The organism is Kineosporia succinea, assembly GCF_030811555.1.
Lineage (GTDB): Bacteria > Actinomycetota > Actinomycetes > Actinomycetales > Kineosporiaceae > Kineosporia > Kineosporia succinea.
In genome coordinates this window covers 2,242,449-2,259,807 of record NZ_JAUSQZ010000001.1, presented here as the reverse complement: position 1 = coordinate 2,259,807, position 17,359 = coordinate 2,242,449, and the positions used below count along the sequence as shown (strand labels likewise).

Annotated in this window: 16 protein-coding genes and 1 tRNA gene; 14 read left to right on the top strand and 3 right to left on the bottom strand. The window is 68.8% G+C overall.

All coding sequences use genetic code 11. From position 1 onward, the window contains the following. Window positions 1-47: 47 nt before the first annotated feature. The 10 genes from J2S57_RS09970 to J2S57_RS09925 all read left to right on the top strand — a co-directional run bounded on the left by J2S57_RS09970 (window position 48) and on the right by J2S57_RS09925 (window position 10,212). Complete coding sequence (locus tag J2S57_RS09970) at window positions 48-1,328, top strand: ABC transporter substrate-binding protein (RefSeq protein WP_307240837.1); 1,281 nt, start codon at window positions 48-50, stop codon at window positions 1,326-1,328. 166 nt (window positions 1,329-1,494) lie between these two features. After that, the gene (locus J2S57_RS09965) at window positions 1,495-2,505 is read left to right on the top strand and encodes a carbohydrate ABC transporter permease (protein WP_307240835.1); all 1,011 of its coding nucleotides are present in this window, start codon (window positions 1,495-1,497) and stop codon (window positions 2,503-2,505) included. Next, complete coding sequence (locus tag J2S57_RS09960; protein WP_307240833.1) at window positions 2,502-3,392, top strand: carbohydrate ABC transporter permease; 891 nt, start codon at window positions 2,502-2,504, stop codon at window positions 3,390-3,392. The genes J2S57_RS09965 and J2S57_RS09960 overlap by 4 nt, the downstream gene beginning before the upstream one ends. A gap of 96 nt (window positions 3,393-3,488) precedes the next feature. Beyond that, window positions 3,489-5,159: a glycoside hydrolase family 13 protein gene (locus tag J2S57_RS09955; RefSeq protein ID WP_307240831.1), complete on the top strand. Its 1,671-nt coding sequence runs from the start codon at window positions 3,489-3,491 to the stop codon at window positions 5,157-5,159. A gap of 54 nt (window positions 5,160-5,213) precedes the next feature. Then, on the top strand, window positions 5,214-5,615 hold the full coding sequence (locus tag J2S57_RS09950) for a YjbQ family protein (protein WP_307240829.1): 402 nt from the start codon (window positions 5,214-5,216) through the stop codon (window positions 5,613-5,615). 107 nt (window positions 5,616-5,722) lie between these two features. Further along, on the top strand, window positions 5,723-6,652 hold the full coding sequence (gene cysK / locus J2S57_RS09945; RefSeq protein ID WP_307240827.1) for a cysteine synthase A: 930 nt from the start codon (window positions 5,723-5,725) through the stop codon (window positions 6,650-6,652). Window positions 6,653-6,693: 41 nt separating this feature from the next. Beyond that, a complete protein-coding gene (gene cysE / locus J2S57_RS09940) occupies window positions 6,694-7,260 on the top strand; it encodes a serine O-acetyltransferase (protein WP_370882453.1) in 567 nt (188 codons plus the stop codon). A 221-nt stretch (window positions 7,261-7,481) separates the two neighbouring features. After that, window positions 7,482-7,742 (top strand): hypothetical protein, encoded by a 261-nt coding sequence (locus J2S57_RS09935; RefSeq protein WP_307240824.1) that lies wholly within the window; start codon window positions 7,482-7,484, stop codon window positions 7,740-7,742. Window positions 7,743-7,829: 87 nt separating this feature from the next. Next, on the top strand, window positions 7,830-10,061 hold the full coding sequence (locus tag J2S57_RS09930) for a putative bifunctional diguanylate cyclase/phosphodiesterase (RefSeq protein WP_307240822.1): 2,232 nt from the start codon (window positions 7,830-7,832) through the stop codon (window positions 10,059-10,061). Window positions 10,062-10,125: 64 nt separating this feature from the next. Beyond that, window positions 10,126-10,212: transfer RNA gene (locus J2S57_RS09925), tRNA-Ser, on the top strand. Between the two features lie 131 nt (window positions 10,213-10,343). Here J2S57_RS09925 and J2S57_RS09920 read toward each other — a convergent pair. The 3 genes from J2S57_RS09920 to J2S57_RS09910 form a co-directional block, all read right to left on the bottom strand. Further along, window positions 10,344-10,598, bottom strand: a complete 255-nt coding sequence (locus J2S57_RS09920) for a type II toxin-antitoxin system RelE family toxin (protein WP_307240821.1) — start codon at window positions 10,596-10,598, stop codon at window positions 10,344-10,346. Beyond that, window positions 10,595-10,858, bottom strand: a complete 264-nt coding sequence (locus J2S57_RS09915) for a hypothetical protein (RefSeq protein WP_307240819.1) — start codon at window positions 10,856-10,858, stop codon at window positions 10,595-10,597. The genes J2S57_RS09920 and J2S57_RS09915 overlap by 4 nt, the downstream gene beginning before the upstream one ends. Before the next feature lie 285 nt (window positions 10,859-11,143). Next, window positions 11,144-12,112 carry a GlxA family transcriptional regulator gene (locus tag J2S57_RS09910; RefSeq protein ID WP_307240817.1) on the bottom strand — a complete coding sequence of 323 codons (969 nt, stop codon included), beginning with the start codon at window positions 12,110-12,112 and terminating at the stop codon, window positions 11,144-11,146. A gap of 70 nt (window positions 12,113-12,182) precedes the next feature. Here J2S57_RS09910 and J2S57_RS09905 point away from each other — a divergent pair, with 70 nt between their 5' ends. The 4 genes from J2S57_RS09905 (at window position 12,183) to J2S57_RS09890 (ending at window position 17,354) form a co-directional block, all read left to right on the top strand. Beyond that, window positions 12,183-13,490, top strand: a complete 1,308-nt coding sequence (locus tag J2S57_RS09905) for an MFS transporter (RefSeq protein WP_307240815.1) — start codon at window positions 12,183-12,185, stop codon at window positions 13,488-13,490. Between the two features lie 124 nt (window positions 13,491-13,614). Then, window positions 13,615-14,445, top strand: a complete 831-nt coding sequence (locus tag J2S57_RS09900; RefSeq protein ID WP_307240812.1) for an isocitrate lyase/PEP mutase family protein — start codon at window positions 13,615-13,617, stop codon at window positions 14,443-14,445. Window positions 14,446-14,627: 182 nt separating this feature from the next. Further along, entirely contained in the window at window positions 14,628-15,830 is a 1,203-nt protein-coding gene (locus J2S57_RS09895; protein ID WP_307240810.1) for an acyl-CoA dehydrogenase family protein, read from the top strand. Window positions 15,831-16,070: 240 nt separating this feature from the next. Next, window positions 16,071-17,354, top strand: coding sequence for a SidA/IucD/PvdA family monooxygenase (locus J2S57_RS09890; RefSeq protein ID WP_307240808.1), 1,284 nt, complete (start codon window positions 16,071-16,073; stop codon window positions 17,352-17,354). Window positions 17,355-17,359 lie beyond the last annotated feature (5 nt).

Genomic DNA, 17,359 nt, shown 5'->3' with positions numbered 1-17,359 from the left:
GTCGAAACGAATCGACAGGTCTGGTCCCAACGGAAAGGACACAGGTCATGCGAGGCAAAGGCGCCGCGGCCGTAGCAAGTATTCTGGGCACGGTCCTGGCACTGTCGGCGTGTGGGGGCGGCAGTAGCGAGGGCTCCGGGGGCGGTACGAACGAGGGCCGAGGCCCGTTCACGTTCGTCACCGGAAAAGATCTGAGCGGCATCATGCCGTACATCGCCGAGGAGTGGAACAAGGCCCACCCCGACGAGAAGGTCACCATCAGGCAGCAGTCGGACGCCGCTGACCAGCAGCTCTCCGACCTGCAGCAGCACTTCCAGGCCAAGGACCCGGACTACGACGTGGTCACGGTCGACGTGGTCTGGACGGCCGAGTTCGCGGCCAAGGGCTGGATCGTCCCGCTCAAGGGCGATCTCGCGCTCGACCAGGGCGAACTGCTGCCCGCGACGGTCACCGCCGCGACCTACAACGGCACTCAGTTCGCCGCGCCCTACGACTCCGACGGTGGTCTGCTCTACTACCGCACGGACCTCGTGAAAGAAGCGCCCACGACGTGGGAGGAGCTCATCTCCGACTGCGACGGCAAGACCACCAGCGGCACCATCACCGGCTCGAAGCCGGGCTGCTACGCCGGTCAGCTCGCCTCCTACGAGGGGCTAACGGTGAATGCGTCGGAGGCCATCAACGCCGCCGGTGGCACCATCGTCAGCGACGACGGCAAGAGCGCGACCGTCGACAGTGCCCAGGCCACAGCCGGTCTCGACTTCCTGGTCAACGGTTTCAAGGAGGGGTACATCCCCAAGGAGGCCCTCGGCTTCAAGGAGACCGAGAGCCTGAACGCCTTCGCCGCCGGCGATCTGATGTTCCTGCGCAACTGGCCCTACGCCTACGCGCAGCTCAACGGGGACTCGAAGGTCAAGGGCAAGTTCGGCGTGGCCCCGCTGCCCGGCCCGAACGGCAGTGGCGCCTCCAGCCTGGGCGGTCACAGCGCCGCCATCAGCACCTACTCCAAGAACCAGGCCAGCGCCCTGGACTTCCTGAAGTTCCTGCAGTCCGAGGACATTCAGAAGAACCAGCTGGTCAAGGGATCCAAGGCCCCGGTCATCGCCTCGCTCTACGACGATGCCGACCTGAACAAGGAGTTCGCCTACCTGGCCACCCTGAAGAAGAGCATCGAGACCGCGGTCCCCCGCCCGGTCACGCCCTTCTACCCGGCGGTGACGCAGGCGATCCAGACCAACGCCTACGCCGCCCTGCAGGGTAAGTCGAGCACGGCGGACGCGCTGAAGGACATGGCTGCTTCGATCAACTCGGCGGCTGCGGGCGGCTGAGCCCCCGGTCGCAGAGCGGATCAGTACCGCTCCTGCGTCGACGGGCAGGCGCCACGAATCGGGGCTCGTGGCGCCTGCCTGCAGTTGCGGTCGACGCCGGCCGTCGCCGTCCTCCGGGCGCGGCCGGTGCGCGTAAGCCCTTGGAACAAGCAGCCAGGAGCAGCTAATGAGCATTGTCTCCGAACCGATCGCGGAGAACGCGGCCCGAGGAAGTGGCCGGAAACGCAGGCGCGGCAGCCGGGGCGGTCTCCACTCGGGTGACGGGCGTCTGGCCCTGATCCTGCTCGGCCCCACGATGGTGATGCTGGCGCTGATCGTCGGCTACCCCATCCTCAACGCGGTCTACCAGTCGTTCCTCACCGACCCCGGACTCGACGACGCCACCGGCCTCTTCAACGAGGGCAACGAGTGGAACGGGGTCAAGAACTACTCGCACTGGATCCTGCAGCAGTGCAACGCGGTGGGCGGCGGCACCGAGAGCTGCCCGTCCGGCAACCTGGGTTCGCAGTTCTGGGACTCGGTCTGGGTCACCCTCGGGTTCACCGTGGTGACGGTGATCATCGAGGTCGTCATCGGCATGTGGTTCGCGCTGATGATGCACCGGGCGTTCCGCGGCCGGGCGCTGGTGCGGGTGGCGGTGCTCATCCCGTGGGCCGTGCCGACCGCCGTCATCGCCAAGCTGTGGGTGGTCATCTTCGACCCCCAGGGTGTGCTGAACAACGTGCTGGGAACGAGTTTCGCGTGGACGTCGGAGTCGGGCCCGGCCCGGATGGCCATCGTCATCGCCGACGTCTGGAAGACCACCCCGTTCATCGCGCTGCTGATCCTGGCCGGGCTGCAGGGCATCAGCAACGAGATCTACGAGTCGGCCAAGGTCGACGGGGCGAACGGGTGGCAGCGGTTCTGGCGCATCACCCTGCCGCTGGTGAAACCCGCTCTGGCCGTGGCGGTCATCTTCCGGGCGCTCGACGTGCTGCGGATGTACGACCTGCCGTGGGTGCTGACCCAGGGGTCGAACGGTACCCAGACCATCTCCATCCTGGTGGTCAAAGAGCTCGCCAGTAAACTCAATTCGGCGGCGGCCCTGTCAACGATCACGTTCGTGCTGATCTTCGCGATAGCCCTGCTGCTGGTACGCCTCTTCAACGCCAACATCGTCGAGAGGGGCTCACGATGACCGCCGCGACCGTCGACACCGCCGACGCACCCCGTCAGATTGCCGCCTACAAGCCCGGGTTCGACTGGGGCCGGGTCGGGAACTACGCGGCGATCACCGTCATCGTGTTCTGGTGCCTGGCGCCGTTCTACTGGATGGCCGTGCTGGCCTTCCGTGACAACGCCAACACCTTCGACAACACGCCCTGGTTCACGCACGTGACCCTGGAGAACTTCCGCTACGCCTTCGACACCCAGTTCAACGCCTTCGGCCGGTCGCTGCTGAACAGCCTGATCATCAGCGTCTCGGTCACGGTGCTCTCGATGCTGATCGCGGTGTTCGCCGGATACGCCCTGTCCCGCCTGGTGTTCCGGGGCAAGTCGATCGTGCTGGCGCTGATCCTGGGGGCCTCGATGTTCCCCGGTGTCGCCATCCTGACGCCGATCTTCCAGCTGTTCAGCGACTTCGGCTGGCTCGGCACCTTCCACGGCCTGATCCTGCCCCAGGTCTCGTTCGCCCTGCCGCTGGCGGTGTACACGCTGACCAGCTTCTTCGCGGACATGCCGTGGGAGCTCGAGGAGGCCGCCAAGGTCGACGGCTGCACCCCGTTGCAGGCCTTCCGCAAGGTGATCATCCCGCTCGCCGCGCCGGCCATGTTCACCGTGGCGATCCTGGTGTTCCTGGCCTCGTGGAACGAGTACCTGCTGTCCAGCGTGCTCTCGAAGGGCGACTCCGCGGTGGCACCGTCCACCGTGGCGATCGTGAACTTCACCGCCGGGCCGCACATCGTGCCCTACACGCAGACGATGGCGGCCGGTGTCATCGTCACCGTCCCGCTGGTCATCGTGGTGCTGATCTTCCAGCGCCGCATCGTCAGCGGTCTCACGGCCGGTGGCGTGAAGGGCTGAGGGCCGAGATCACCCTCGTGTGCCCCTGCGTTCCCGGCAGGGGCGTGCGAGGGTGATCCTGTTCGGAAACCGTACGGCGAGAATGGATCAACCCTCTTGGCTGACACCGCGCGCACCCCCCACCCCGACGCCGACTGGTGGCGTCAGGCCGTCGTCTACCAGATCTATCCGCGCAGCTTCGCCGACAACGACGGTGACGGCATCGGCAACATCGCCGGCGTCACCGCGAAGATCCCCTACCTGCAGGCCCTCGGCGTCGACGCGGTGTGGCTGAGCCCGTTCTACCCCTCGGCGCTGGCCGACGGGGGGTACGACGTCGACGACTACCGCGACGTCGACCCGAAACTCGGCACGCTGGCCGACTTCGACGAGATGAGCGAGAAGCTCCACGCGGCCGGCATCCGCCTGATCGTCGACATCGTGCCCAACCACTCCTCCGACCGGCACGTCTGGTTCCAGGAGGCGCTGGCCTCCGAGAAGGGCTCGAAGGCGCGGGCGCGTTACGTCTTCCGCGACGGGCTCGGCCCGGACGGCGCCGAGCCGCCGTCCGACTGGGTGTCACATTTCGGGGGCAGCGCCTGGACGCGGGTGCCCGACGGTCAGTGGTACCTGCACCTGTTCGCGCCCGAGCAGCCCGACTTCGACTGGAGCAACCCGGAGGTGCGCGAGGACTTCCGCACCACGCTGCGCTTCTGGAGCGACCGCGGGGTCGACGGCTTCCGGGTCGACGTGGCTCACGGGCTGGCGAAAGACCTGTCCGAGCCGCTGCGCAGCATGCCGTCCATCCCCCAGCTCGAACTGCCGATCGACGGCAGCTCGCCGCTGTTCGACCGCGACGAGGTGCACACGATCTTCGCGGAGTGGCGCGAGGTCTTCAACGAGTACGACCCGCCCCGCGCCGCGGTGGCCGAGGCCTGGGTGCCCGCTCCGCGGCGCGCCCTCTACGCCCGCCCGACCGAGCTCGGCCAGGCGTTCAACTTCGACCTGCTGCGGCAGGACTGGGACGCGGCCGGCTTCCGCAAGACCATCGCCGAGAACCTGGCGCTGTCCGAGGGCAGCGGGGCGTCGTCCACCTGGGTGCTCTCCAACCACGACGTGGTGCGTCACCGCAGCCGTTACGGGCTCCCCCAGGGCATCGGCACCGAAGGGCTGGACCGGTGGCTGCTCGCCGACGGCGCCGAGCCCGTGGTCGACGACGAGGCCGGTCTGCGGCGGGCCACCGCGTCCACCCTTCTGCTCCTGGCCCTTCCCGGCTCGATGTACCTCTACCAGGGCGAGGAGCTGGGCCTGCGCGAGGTGCCCGACATCCCTCGTGACCAGCTGGCCGACCCGATCTGGCTGCGCACCGGGCACACGCTCAAGGGGCGCGACGGCTGCCGGGTGCCGCTGCCGTGGAGTCGAACGAGGGACGCGTCGGGAGGCTCGTCGTTCGGGTTCGGCCGGGGCGGTGCTCACCTTCCCCAGCCGGACTGGTTCGGCGAGTTCTCGGTCGAGGCAGAAGATGCCGACCCGGACTCGGTGCTCAACCTCTACCGCACGGCCCTGCGGCTGCGCCGCGAACACCAGGGAGCCGAGACCCTCGAATGGGTGGACGCCCCCGGAGGCGACCACGACGTCCTTCATCTGAGGCGGCCCGGCGGCTGGGAGGTCGTGACCAACTTCGGCACCGCCCCGGTGCCTCTTCCCGCAGGTCAGGTGCTGGTCGCGAGTCAGCCGCTGGACGGTGAGACACTCCCCGGCGAGACCACGGTCTGGCTTCACGTGTAGATCACATGAAGGCCCCACTTGGGGGGCATGCAAGTCAGGCTTAGGGTTCACCTTATGGAGAGCACCGAGATCACGGTCCGCTCCGGCGATCGGCTGGTGACCGATCTGACCGGAGAGCTGGCGCGATTCTGCGCCGGACGGGGAGACGGGCTGGTCAACGTGTTCGTCCCGCACGCGACCGCGGGTGTGGCGCTGATGGAGACCGGGGCCGGCAGTGAGCCGGACCTGGCCGCCTCCATCGACCGGCTGCTGCCCGAGGAAGACATCTACCGGCACCGGCACGGGAGTCTCGGTCACGGCCGCGACCACGTGCTGCCGGCCTGGATCTCTCCCTCGGTCAGCATCCCGGTGCTGTCCGGTGAGCTCACGCTCGGCACCTGGCAGAGCGTCGTGCTCATCGACAGCAACGGCGACAACCCGGTGCGCAAGGTTCGCTTCTCGTTCCTCGCGGGCTGACCACCAGTCAGCTGACACCAAGGGTTGTCGAACCCGTACCCGTACGTGAACAATCTGTTTCTCGACCGTATCGCCAAGGAATGCTCTCAGAGGGGTGACCTGCAGCAATGCCGATCTATGACGACGCGACCCAGCTCGTCGGGCGGACTCCGCTCGTCCGCATCAACCGCCTCACCGAAGGCGCCGGGGCCACCGTGGCCGCCAAGCTCGAGTTCTACAACCCGGCCAACAGCGTCAAGGACCGCATCGGCGTGGCGATGATCGACGCCGCCGAGGCCTCCGGCCAGCTCAAGCCGGGCGGCACCATCGTCGAGGCGACCAGCGGCAACACCGGTATCGCCCTGGCGTTCGTGGGTGCGGCCCGCGGCTACAAGGTGATCCTGACCATGCCCGAGACGATGAGCAAGGAGCGCCGCGCGCTGCTGCGCGCCTACGGCGCCGAGCTCGTGCTCACGCCGGGCAGTGAGGGCATGAAGGGTGCCGTCGCCAAGGCCGAGGAGATCGGCGAGCAGCAGGGCGCCGTGCAGGTCAAGCAGTTCGCCAACGAGGCGAACCCGGCCATCCACCGCACCACCACGGCCGAGGAGATCTGGGCCGACACCGACGGCCAGGTCGCCGCGGTCGTCGCGGGCATCGGCACGGGCGGCACCATCACCGGTGTCGGCCAGGTGCTGAAGGAGAAGAACCCGGACATCAAGATCTTCGCGGTCGAGCCGAAGGCGTCGCCGATCCTCAACGGTGGCGCGCCCGGCCCGCACCCGATCCAGGGCATCGGCGCCAACTTCGTCCCGGAGATCCTCGACACCGACGTCTACGACGAGGTGTTCGACGCCGAGGTCGACGACGCCGTGGAGTGGGCGCGCCGCGCCGCCAAGGAAGAGGGCCTGCTCGTCGGCATCTCGTCGGGGGCCGCCCTCTGGGCCGCCAACGAGGTCGCCCAGCGCCCCGAGTTCGCCGGGAAGATCGTCGTCGTGATCATCCCGTCGTTCGGTGAGCGGTACCTCTCCACCATCCTCTTCAAGGACCTCCTGGACTGAGTGCGTTGCCTGACATCCTGAAAACCGTTACCGGTGAACGAATGACCTGGCTGGCCGTGCTGCGCGAGGATCTCGCCGCCGCGAAGCTCCGCGACCCCGCGGTGAACAGCAGTGCCGAGCTGATCCTGGGATACCCCGGGCTGCAGGCGATCTGGGCCCACCGGCTGACGCACAGGATGTGGCGACGCGGATGGCGGGTGCCGGCGAGACTGATCTCGCTGTGGACCCGGATGGTCACCGGGGTGGAGATCCACCCCGGTGCCACCATCGGGCGGCGCTTCTTCATCGACCACGCCACCGGTGTGGTGATCGGGGAGACCGCCGAGATCGGTGACGACGTGATGCTCTACCAGGACGTCACCCTGGGCGGGCGCAGTCTGGAGCCGGTGAAGCGGCATCCCACCCTGCTCGACGGCGTGGTCGTGGGAGCCGGGGCGCGGGTGCTCGGGCCGATCACGATCGGCCGTAACGCGCAGGTCGGGGCGAACGCGGTGGTCGTGCGCGACGTGCCCGACAACGCCGTGGTCGTGGGGGTGCCGGGCGTGATCAAGATGCCCCAGACCGACATGCACGACCATTGGGCCGAAGACCCCGCGATCTGGATCTAGAACGTCCTTCGGGACCAAGTCCACCGAACAACCCACCTCGGCGAGCCGGTTGATCTAGAGGGTCAAGCCGTTCGGGCGGTCTGCCGATACAGCACACACTCCGGTGCGTGAGGTATCGGCATCGCATATCGTAGCGATACGATTACTGAGCGCATTGGTTCGTTGACCCGCGCCACCCTCCGGCACGGGTACTCAGGGGACGGGTGACGGAGACGACTGTCATGACTCAGATGTTCGCGAGCGACAACCCGCAAACGGTCATGCCCGGGGCGGCGCCCACGCCCGGCACCGCCCTGCACCCCGGCAAGGGGGTGCGCCCGATCCGCTGCGTCGGCTGTTCACGCGACACCCTGCCCCGTCACGACGACGGGGCACCTCTTTGCCCGCGGTGCTCCGACGTGCTGGCCTCGGCCGCGCTGGGCCGGGTGCCGGTGGAGCTGCCCCGCCCGGGGCGCTGGTTCTGGCGACGCGACGAGGACTGAACGTCCGCACCCGGGGTGACCGGCGCGTCCTCGAGCAATCGAGTGAGACCACCTCAGCCCCGGTGGCTACGCGCCGACGACACTGAGATGCCAGGACTTCTCGCCCGGGGCGCGCGGCGTATCGGTGCGGTCCTGCCGGCCGGCACCGGCCTGCGCCACGAAGACTGGCAGAACCGGCACCGCCTGCTCACCTGGCTCACGGTGGGGTGTGGCCTGGGGTTGGCGCTGGTGGCCGTGCTGCGGCACCGGCTGGATCCGGAGTGGGCGGTGTCCACCCTGCTCATCGCCGCGATGAGCTGGGCCGCCCTGGAGATCCGGTCCCAGCGCATGGCCTCCTCCGCCGTTGCCGTCGGCCTGACCACGGCCTGTGCCGAACTGGTGATGCTCTACGACGGCCGGACCGAGGCCCACTTCTCGTTCTTCGTCGCGGTCGGTGCACTCGCGCTGTACCGGGACTGGGTGCCGTTCCTGACCTTCCTGGTGGCCACCTTCCTGCATCACGCCGTGATGGGGACGTGGATGCCGCACATGGTGTTCCAGCACGACGTGCGCCACGCCTGGGTCTGGGCGGCGGTGCACAGCGTGGCGGTGTTGTTGGCGGCGGCGACCCAGATCGCGGCCTGGCGGCTGACCGAGGTCGAGGAGCGCCGGGCTCTCGAGGACCTGACGCAGGCCGAGGCGCAGTTCACGGCGGCCTTCGAGGAGGCGCCGATCGCGATGACGATGCTCGGGGCCGACGGTTTCGTGCTGCGGGTCAACCCGGCGTTCGTGTCCTGGTCGGGCATGCCCGGACCGCTGCCGCCGCGCTCGCAGCTGTCCGACCTGCCGATCCAGCCGGTGGACGGGTGGGAGAGCCAGGTGCACCGGCGGATTCTCGAGGGGGAGACCGACGCGCTGCGCGAGGAGCGCACCTTCCGGAACTCGGACGGCGCTCTGATGCGGGTGGAGATGCACGCCAGTGCCCTGCGGGACACCGCGGGCAAGCTGCAGGTGATCGTCTCGCACTACCTCGACGTCACCGAGAAGCACCAGCACCAGGAGGTCCTGCGGCGGCAGGCGCGGGAGGACGCGCTCACCGGGCTGCTCGGGCGGGGAGCCTTCGAGTCGGACCTGGGGACGCTGGTGGCCGAGTACGGCGGTGCCGTCTCGGTGATCTACATCGACGTCGACAAGTTCAAGCACGTCAACGACTCCTACGGGCACAGTGCCGGTGACGAGGTCCTGACGACGATCGGGGCGAGGTTGCGCGCGGTCGTCCCGGACACGGCGGTACTGGCGAGGCTGGGTGGTGACGAGTTCGCCGCGGCCGTGGTCGGGCCGCCCGGGACGGTCGAGGACCTGGCGATGACGGTGGCGGGCTGCTTCTCGGAGCCCTTCGTCATTCCGGGAGGCCGCCGCATCACGGTGACGGCGAGTATCGGGCTGAGTCTGGCCGCGGCGTCGTCGACGGGGGCGCTGGAGAACGCGGACATGGCGATGTACGCGGCCAAGCAGTCGGGGCGGGCGCGGGTGCAGTTGTTCGACGACACGATGCGGGAGGCCACGTCCGCGCGGGCGGTGGCCGAGCGAGCGCTGAGAGCGGCGCTGGACGACGACCTGGAGGCCTGGCTGCCGGTCTGGTTCCAGCCCATCGTGTCGCTGCACGACCGGCGGCTGGCCGGGGCCGAGGCCCTGGCCCGGCTGAAGACCGCGGACGGGAACCTGGTGCCGCCCGGGGAGTTCATCCCGCTGGCCGAGGAGACCGGCCTGATCGTGCCGCTGGGGGAGCACGTTCTGCGCACGTCGCTGAACCAGCTGGTGGCCTGGGGCGACGCGGTGCCCTACATCTCGGTCAACGTCAGTCCCCGGCAGCTGGCCGAGCCCGGGTTCGTGCCGATGCTCACCGCCGAGCTGACCCGCGCGGGCCTGGCCGACCCGTCGCGGCTGGTCCTCGAGATCACCGAGACCACCATGCTGGAACGGGGAATCGACCTGCGGGACCGGCTGGACGCGATCAAGACGCTGGGTGTGCGCCTGGCCCTCGACGACTTCGGCACCGGCTACTCCTCGCTCACCTGGCTGCAGAGTGTGCCCGCCGACATCGTGAAGCTGGACCGCTCGTTCGTGGCCGGCCTGGCGCACGACCAGGACAAGGCCGCGATCATCGCGGCGGTGCTGTGGCTGGCCCGGGCGCTCGGCATGACGGTGGTCGCCGAGGGCGTGGAGGACCAGGCGGACGCGGCGGCGCTCGCGTCGGCGGGGTGCCCGGCGGCCCAGGGCTGGTTCTTCGGCCGGCCGGTGGAGGCTTCCGCGTTCGGGGTGGTGTCGGCCGTGACCTGAGTCCCGGTTTGTGTGGCCGGGCGGGCGGTTGTGCCAGACTGGTCCAGGCACCTTCGGGTGCCGAGGAGGGCTGGCCGAGTGGCCGATGGCGGTGGTCTTGAAAACCACTGAGGTGTCAAAGCCTCCGGGGGTTCGAATCCCTCGCCCTCCGCAGGTAGATGGCCTCTGACCAGGTATGACGCCGGTCAGAGGCCGTTCTGCTTTGCTACTGCGGGGACTCGTTCGGTCTCACGTGGACCGGCCGGATCTCGTTCGTCGTGTCGTATGCGTGTCGCCGTTTGGCTACGGCTTGGCCGGGGTCCGGGCGATGTGGCCGACGGAGATCGTCTCGCCCTTGATCTCGTGGACGACGCGGTAGCGGCCGATGCGGATGCGGCGGAGATCGGGCGAGCCGAAGGGGAACGAGTCGGCCGGCCGCGGACCGTCGATGAGCGCGTCGATGGCGTCCATGACCTGGCTCAGGCCCTCTTGGTCGTCGGCCAGGAAGGCGGAGGCCTGGTCGAGGGCTCGTGCGTCGTAGGTGACCTCGAAGGTCACCGGTCGAGGCCCAGGCGGCGGCGGGCTTCGGCGGCGGACACGGATGACGACGCGCCGGCTGCTTCGCGGGCCCTCCAATCCTGGACGGCGGCAAGGTCTTCGGCGTCTTCCAGGGCTTCCTGGGTGGCGGCCTGCTCGAGGGCGCGAAGGCGGAGGAAGTCGGCCATCGGGACGACCACGGCGCTCTGGCCGCCGAGGTGGATCACCTCGTACGGAACCTCGCTCGACGCCGCGTCTGGCGTGGCGTCGGGGTCGCTCATGACCAGAGGCTACGACAACCTGCTAGCAACTAGTTACCGATCACCTGGTCATTGGCAAGCCAGAACCCCGACGTAGGAGGGTAAGCCGATCTCTAGGGGGGCGGGGTTTGGTTGCGAGCCTCCCAGGGCGGGGTCTCTCGTGCCCGTCGGTATCCACCGACGGGAGGACCAGGCCGATGACCCGACGCCGCGTTCCGCACTTCTGGTTCCCGATCCTCTCGCGAGAGGCCCTGCCTGCTCCGAACCAGGTTCCACGCCAACGATTGTCGGGTCGGACTGCCCGGTTCAGGCCGAGCGGAACATGGTGCGGTAGGCCGACGGGGCGATGCCCAGAGCCGCGCTCATCTGCTGCCGCAGCGCGGCGCCGGTGCCGAATCCGGCGTGCCGGGCGACCTGGCCGATCGGGAGATCGGTGGTCTCCAGAAGCTGCCGGGCCCGGTCGATCCGCTGCTGGGTGATCCATTTGGCCGGGCTGAGGCCGGTCTCCTCGCGGAACCGGCGGGTGAAGGTGCGCACGCTCATCCGCGCCTCCGCCGCCAGCTGGCGCAGGTCGAGGGACTGGTCGAGATGTTCCAGGGCCCAGGCCCGGGAGGCGGCCGTGGAGGTGTCGGTCTCGTCCGGCACCGGGCGGATGATGAACTGCGACTGGCCACCCGGGCGCCAGGGCGGCACCACACAGCGCCGGGCGGCCATGTTCGCTATCTCGCTGCCGTGGTCGTCGCGGATGACCTGGAGACACAGGTCGACGCCGGCCCCGACGCCGGCCGACGTGAGCACCGGCTCGTCGTCGACGAAGAGCACGTCGGGGTCGAGTTCGACGTGCGGGAAGAGCTGGCGGAAGCTGCCTTCGTGCGCCCAGTGGGTGGTGGCCCGCAGGCCGTTCAGCAGCCCGGCCGCGGCCAGCACGAACGCGCCGGTGCAGATCGACATGATGCGCGCGCCCCGCGCGGACGCCGTGAGCAGGGCCTGGGTCACGGACTCGTCCAGCGTGCCGTCGATCATGACCTGCGAGCTGTAGTGAACGCCCGAGACCAGCACCGTGTCGACCTCGCCGAGCAGACTCAGATCGCGTTCCGGCACCACCGTGAAACCGGCCGAGCTGCGCACCGGGCGCCCGCCGGGGGTGCAGACCTCGACCCGGTAGAAGCGGCGGTCCGGGTGCACGAATGCCGCGTGAAAGACCTGCGTGGGCATGCCAAGATCGAATGCCGTCACGTCGTCGAGGGCCAGGACTGCGACGCGATGAACGGGCATGGCCCGATTTTTTCATAGGTTGGCTGGCCTTCGGCTACCCGCACAGTGACGGATCCACCACGCTGATGCCATGACTCTGGACAAGCGCGCCTGGCCTTGGGCGATTGCGGGCATCAGCTTCGTGGCTCTGCTCGGGGCGGCCGCCTTCAGATCTACTCCGGGGGCGCTGGTCGACCCGCTCAAGCAGGAGTTCGGCTGGTCGAACGGCACCATGGGCCTGGCCATGTCGGTGAACATGGCGCTGTACGGGATCACGGCACCGTTCGCCTCGGCGTTGACCGAGAGGTTCGGGGTGCGCCGGATCACGGCCGGGGCGATGACCCTGATCGCCCTCGGCAGTGGCCTGACCCTGTTCATGACGGCGGCCTGGCAGCTCGTGCTGCTCTGGGGCGTGATGGTCGGGCTCGGGGCCGGGGCGATCTCGCTCGGTTTCGTCGCCACCATCACCACCCGCTGGTTCCGCACGCGTCAGGGCCTGGTCGACGGGATCCTGTCGGCCAGCAGTGCCACCGGGTCGTTGCTCTTCCTGCCGCTGGTGGCGGCGCTGGCCCAGTCGACCGGCGGCTGGCGGTCGGCGGCCGCCGTGGTCTCGCTGGTCGCACTGTCCACGGTGCCCCTCATCCTGTTCTTCTTCCGCGAGTACCCGGCCGACCTGGGGATCCCGCCGTACGGGGCGGACGAGATCGAGCCCCGGCCCGAGCCGACCCGCAGCGCGGCCCGTCTCGCGGTGCGCACCCTGTACGACGCGGCCCACAAGCCCGCCTTCTGGCTGATGGCCCTGGCCTTCGCGATCTGTGGGGCCAGCACCAACGGCCTGATCCAGACCCACTTCATCCCCTCGGCGATGGATGCCGGGATGCCCAGTGTGGCCGCGGCCGGTCTGCTCTCCCTGATCGGGGTGTTCGACCTGCTCGGCACCGTGTTCTCGGGCTGGCTCACCGACCGCATCGACCCGCGTCTGCTGCTGGCCACGTTCTACGTGCTGCGGGGCGTCTCGCTGCTGGTGCTGCCCAGCCTGTTCGGGCAGTCGATCAGCGGGCCGATGCTGGTCTTCGTCGTCTTCTACGGCATGGACTTCCTGGCCACCGTGCCGCCGACCGTGGCCCTGTGCCGCGAGCACTTCGGTATGTCGGCCGGCATCGTCTTCGGCTGGGTTTTCGCCTCCCACCAGCTGGGGGCCGGGATCGCCGCCGCCGCGGCCGGGCTGGCCCGCGACAGCCTGGGGCACTACGCGCCGGTCTGGCACGTGGCCGGCTTCCTGAGCATCGGCGCTGCACTCCTCTCGCTGAGTGTCCGCCACCTGCGCCCGACCGAGCCGGTGGCCGTGACCGGCGGGGATCCGCTCGACGAGCGGCCCGCCGAGAAGGTGCACGACTGAGCCGTCGACTCGAGATCCGCACTTAGAAGCAACTTTTCGATCGGCTTCAAAGGCCGGCCGGTAGCATCCGGTGGTCCCTCGGAGCCGAGTTTCACCGAGCCGCAACACAAAAGGAGCACACGTGGTGACCAGCACGCAGCAGGCCAAGGCGAAGACCCTGCGGTCCCTTCACGAGAGCGGGACCTTCGTCCTGCCCAACGCCTGGGACGCCGGCAGCGCGGCCGTGGTCGCGGCGGCCGGGGCCAAGGCGATCGCCACCACCAGCGGTGGCGTGGCCTGGTCGCTCGGTCGTACCGACGGGCACGGCCTGTCCCGTGACGAGAGCGTCGACGCGATCCGCCGGGTCGCGTCGAGCGTCGACCTGCCGGTGACCGCCGATGTCGAGGGCGGCTACGGCGAGTCTCCCGAAGACGTGGCCAAGACCGTCACAGGGGCGATCGAGGCGGGTGCCGTCGGCGTCAACCTCGAAGACTCGAAGGCCCCGGGAGGCCCGCTGTTCGAGCCGGCGCAGCAGGCTGCCCGGCTGTCCGCCGCCCGCGCCGCGGCGGTTGCCGCCGGCCTGCCGGAGCTCGTGATCAACGTCCGCACCGACGTTTTCCTGTTCGGCATCGGTGCGCCGGAAGGGCGTCTGGACGATGTGGTCGCCAGGTCCGCGGTGTACGCCGAGGCGGGTGCGGACAGCCTCTTCGTGCCGGGCCTGGTCGACCTGGACGTGCTGAGCGCTCTCGTCAAGGCGGTGTCGCTGCCGGTCAACGTGATGGCCGGGCCGGGGGCGCCCACGGTCTCCGAGTTCGGGGCGGTCGGCGTGCGCCGGGTCAGTCTCGGCACCGCGCTGGCCCAGGCGGCCTACGCCGTGGCTCAGCGCTCGGCGATCGAGCTGCTCAGCAAGGGCAGCTACGACGAGCTGGCCGAGGGTATCGACTTCGGCACCCTGAACGGCTATTTCGCCCGTTGAGGCAGATCTGAAGCGATACTGAATCGCCTCCGGCGACTGAGGCTCATGAGGTGCCCCGGGTTTTCCCGGGGCACCTCTCGCGTTTGTGCAGAACATTGATTGTCTTGGCCGGACAGGGCTTTTGGACAATCCGATCGTGGGTTCCAATCGGAGTAAACATCCGGCCGAAGGGAACCTTCCTCATGTCACAGATCCAGTCCGGCCCGGTGGAGCCGACATCACCGTTCGCCGAGATTCTCGAACGGGCCCGGGCGCTGGCCCCGATCGTGCGTGAACGCGCGACGGAGATCGAGGCGAATCGCCGGCTTCCGGGCGATGTGGTTGAAATGCTGCGCTCCACGGGTGTTTTCAGAATGGGATTCAGTAGGGGCTGGGGTGGTCCGGAGCTGAACTCGCTGCAGCAGACCGAGGTGATCGAGGCGCTGTCGTACGGTGATGCTGCCGTCGGCTGGTGCGCGATGATCGGTTCGGACTCCGGTCTCTACGCCCAGTTCCTCGATGAGTCGGTCGCCAAGGCCATGTTCACGAGCATCGACATGGTCACGGCGGGGCTGCTTTTCCCGACCGGCCGGGCCGAGCTGGAGCCTGACGGCTACCGGCTGAGTGGGCGCTGGCAGTTCGGCAGCGGGATCACGCATGCCGACTGGGTGGTCTCGGGTGCGTTCCTGTTCCAGGACGGTGAACCGCTGCTCGACGAGAACGGGGCGCACGACTCCAAGCTGTTCTTCGTCCCCCGCTCGGACGTCGAGGTCGTCGACACCTGGCACACCACCGGGCTGGCCGGCAGCGGCAGCTGCGACTACGTGATCAGCGACGTCTTCGTGCCGGAGGGGCGCGTCGTCACCTTCGACACCGTGCGCAACGGCGAGGGGCCGCTGGCGCAGCCCGAGGTGCACATGCGCAACATGCCCGGCATCCCGCTCGGAGTCGCCCGGGCCGCGCTCGACTTCGCCCGTGAGAGCATCGTCGCCAAGGGGCGAATGGTCGGCGACTACCGCACGCAGGTCACGATCGCCGAGTGCGAGGCGGACTTCGCGGCGACCCGGCACGCGGTCTACGCCGCGCTCCGCCTCCAGCACCAGGTTCTCTCCGGCGGAGGGACTCTCGACGATCTCGACCCCGTCGACCGGGCTGCCCTGCCGCTCTCTCGCCGGCACGCCTTCCGGACCGCCCGGTCGATCGTGACCCGGCTGTACGACCTGATGCAGACGTCGTCCATCTATCAGCCGTCGCCGATGGACCGCTGGCTGCGCGACACCAGCACGATGTGCCAGCACGTGGTCGCCCAGGATCGCATCCTGCAGTCGGCCGGTGCGTATCTCCTCGGTGGCAAGCCATCTTTCGCGCTCTCGCTGGGTCTCGTCGGAGACCCCCGGAAAGGTTGATTGGTAGCGAATCTCGCGTCGCTCACAGCGTTCCGGTCAACCCGGGCTTCTGTTGAACTGGATTCACGAAGCGGGACCGAGCCTGAACACTCCGGCACCGGAGCGGCTTTGGATCTTGACTCATCGTCTGCCGAAAGGCCGGTCGATGAGATGCCCGGTGGCCGGCGTGGCCCGGCCCGGGCGAGACATTCATGAGATCGGTTCTCTCGCAGAGGGATCGAACGACAAACGAGGTGGAAAGTGACTGTTCACGAAGTTGACGTGCTGCTGATCGGGGCCGGCCCGGCCAACCTTGCGCTCGCCGTCGCGCTCGAGGAGTCCGACGCGGTTCGACTGGCCGAGAACACGCTGATCATCGAGCAGCACCCGGATGTGAAGTGGCAGCGGAACCTGATGCTGCCCTGGGCCCGGAGCCAGGTCTCCTTCCTCAAGGACCTGGTGACCCTGCGCAACCCGCGCAGCCGGTTCTCCTTCCTCAGCTTCCTGCACCAGCAGGGTGAGCTCGACGCCTTCGTCAACCTGGCCACCTTCAACCCCTACCGCTGGCAGCTGTCGGCCTACCAGCAGTGGGTCGCGGACGGCCTGGAGCACGTCCAGATCCGCTACAACGCCCGGACCGAGGCGATCGCGCCGCGCTACGCCGACAACGGTGTGATCGACGGCTGGATCGTCACCCTGTCCGGCGGGGACACCATCACCTGCCGCGACCTCGTGGTCGGCACCGGCCGTGACGCGTACGTGCCCGAGGTGTTCCGCGACCTGCCGGCCGAGCGACTGGTCCACAGCTCGCAGTACAGCACCCGCATCGCCCAGATGTCCGCGGAGGAGCTGCCGTTGCGGCCCGTCGTGGTCGGTGGGGCGCAGAGCGCGGCCGAGATGTTCATGGCCCTGCACCAGGACAGCCCGAACAGCCGGCCGACCATGCTGGTGCGCTCGATCGCGCTGCAGAACTACCAGACCAGCAAGTTCGTCAACGAGCTGTTCTACCCCTCGTTCGTCGACGACTTCCACGAGATGCCGGCGGACACCCGCAAGCGTGTGCTCGAGGAGATGCACGTGACCAACTACGCCGGGCTGGCCGAGCCGTTCCTCGACGAGATGTACATGATGCTCTACCAGCAGAAGCGCCTGGGCCGGGAGCGTTCCAGCGTGCGGGCGCTGACCGAGGTGGTGGCTGCCCGCACCGAGGGTGTCGACATCGTGCTCGACCTGCGTGACCGCAAGACCGACAAGGTCGAGTCGATGCGCTGCGACATGGTCTTCCTGGGAACCGGTTACGACTCCCGGATGCCGGGTCTGGTGCGCGGGCTCGGCGAGCGCCTGGGACTGGGGGACATCACCGTCAGCCGCCGATATCGGGTGGACCTGGGCGAGTCGGCCTGGGGCGCGATCTACCTGCAGGGCGTGAACGAGGCCACGCACGGTATCGCCGACTCGCTGATCAGCGTGCTGGCCCACCGGTCGCAGGACATCACCGACGACCTGCTCGACCGCCGGGCCGCCGACGCGGTCGTGGAGGTGTGAGCGCC

Excerpts from the sequence above, each read along its gene's own strand:
- J2S57_RS09970 (WP_307240837.1), top strand. The coding sequence starts at position 48 with ATGCGAGGCAAAGGCGCCGCGGCCGTAGCAAGTATTCTGGGCACGGTC.
- J2S57_RS09965 (WP_307240835.1), top strand. The coding sequence starts at position 1,495 with ATGAGCATTGTCTCCGAACCGATCGCGGAGAACGCGGCCCGAGGAAGT.
- J2S57_RS09960 (WP_307240833.1), top strand. The coding sequence starts at position 2,502 with ATGACCGCCGCGACCGTCGACACCGCCGACGCACCCCGTCAGATTGCC.
- J2S57_RS09950 (WP_307240829.1), top strand. The coding sequence starts at position 5,214 with ATGGAGAGCACCGAGATCACGGTCCGCTCCGGCGATCGGCTGGTGACC.
- cysK (WP_307240827.1), top strand. The coding sequence starts at position 5,723 with ATGCCGATCTATGACGACGCGACCCAGCTCGTCGGGCGGACTCCGCTC.
- cysE (WP_370882453.1), top strand. The coding sequence starts at position 6,694 with ATGACCTGGCTGGCCGTGCTGCGCGAGGATCTCGCCGCCGCGAAGCTC.
- J2S57_RS09935 (WP_307240824.1), top strand. The coding sequence starts at position 7,482 with ATGACTCAGATGTTCGCGAGCGACAACCCGCAAACGGTCATGCCCGGG.
- J2S57_RS09930 (WP_307240822.1), top strand. The coding sequence starts at position 7,830 with ATGCCAGGACTTCTCGCCCGGGGCGCGCGGCGTATCGGTGCGGTCCTG.
- J2S57_RS09915 (WP_307240819.1), bottom strand. The coding sequence starts at position 10,858 with ATGAGCGACCCCGACGCCACGCCAGACGCGGCGTCGAGCGAGGTTCCG.
- J2S57_RS09910 (WP_307240817.1), bottom strand. The coding sequence starts at position 12,112 with ATGCCCGTTCATCGCGTCGCAGTCCTGGCCCTCGACGACGTGACGGCA.
- J2S57_RS09905 (WP_307240815.1), top strand. The coding sequence starts at position 12,183 with ATGACTCTGGACAAGCGCGCCTGGCCTTGGGCGATTGCGGGCATCAGC.
- J2S57_RS09895 (WP_307240810.1), top strand. The coding sequence starts at position 14,628 with ATGTCACAGATCCAGTCCGGCCCGGTGGAGCCGACATCACCGTTCGCC.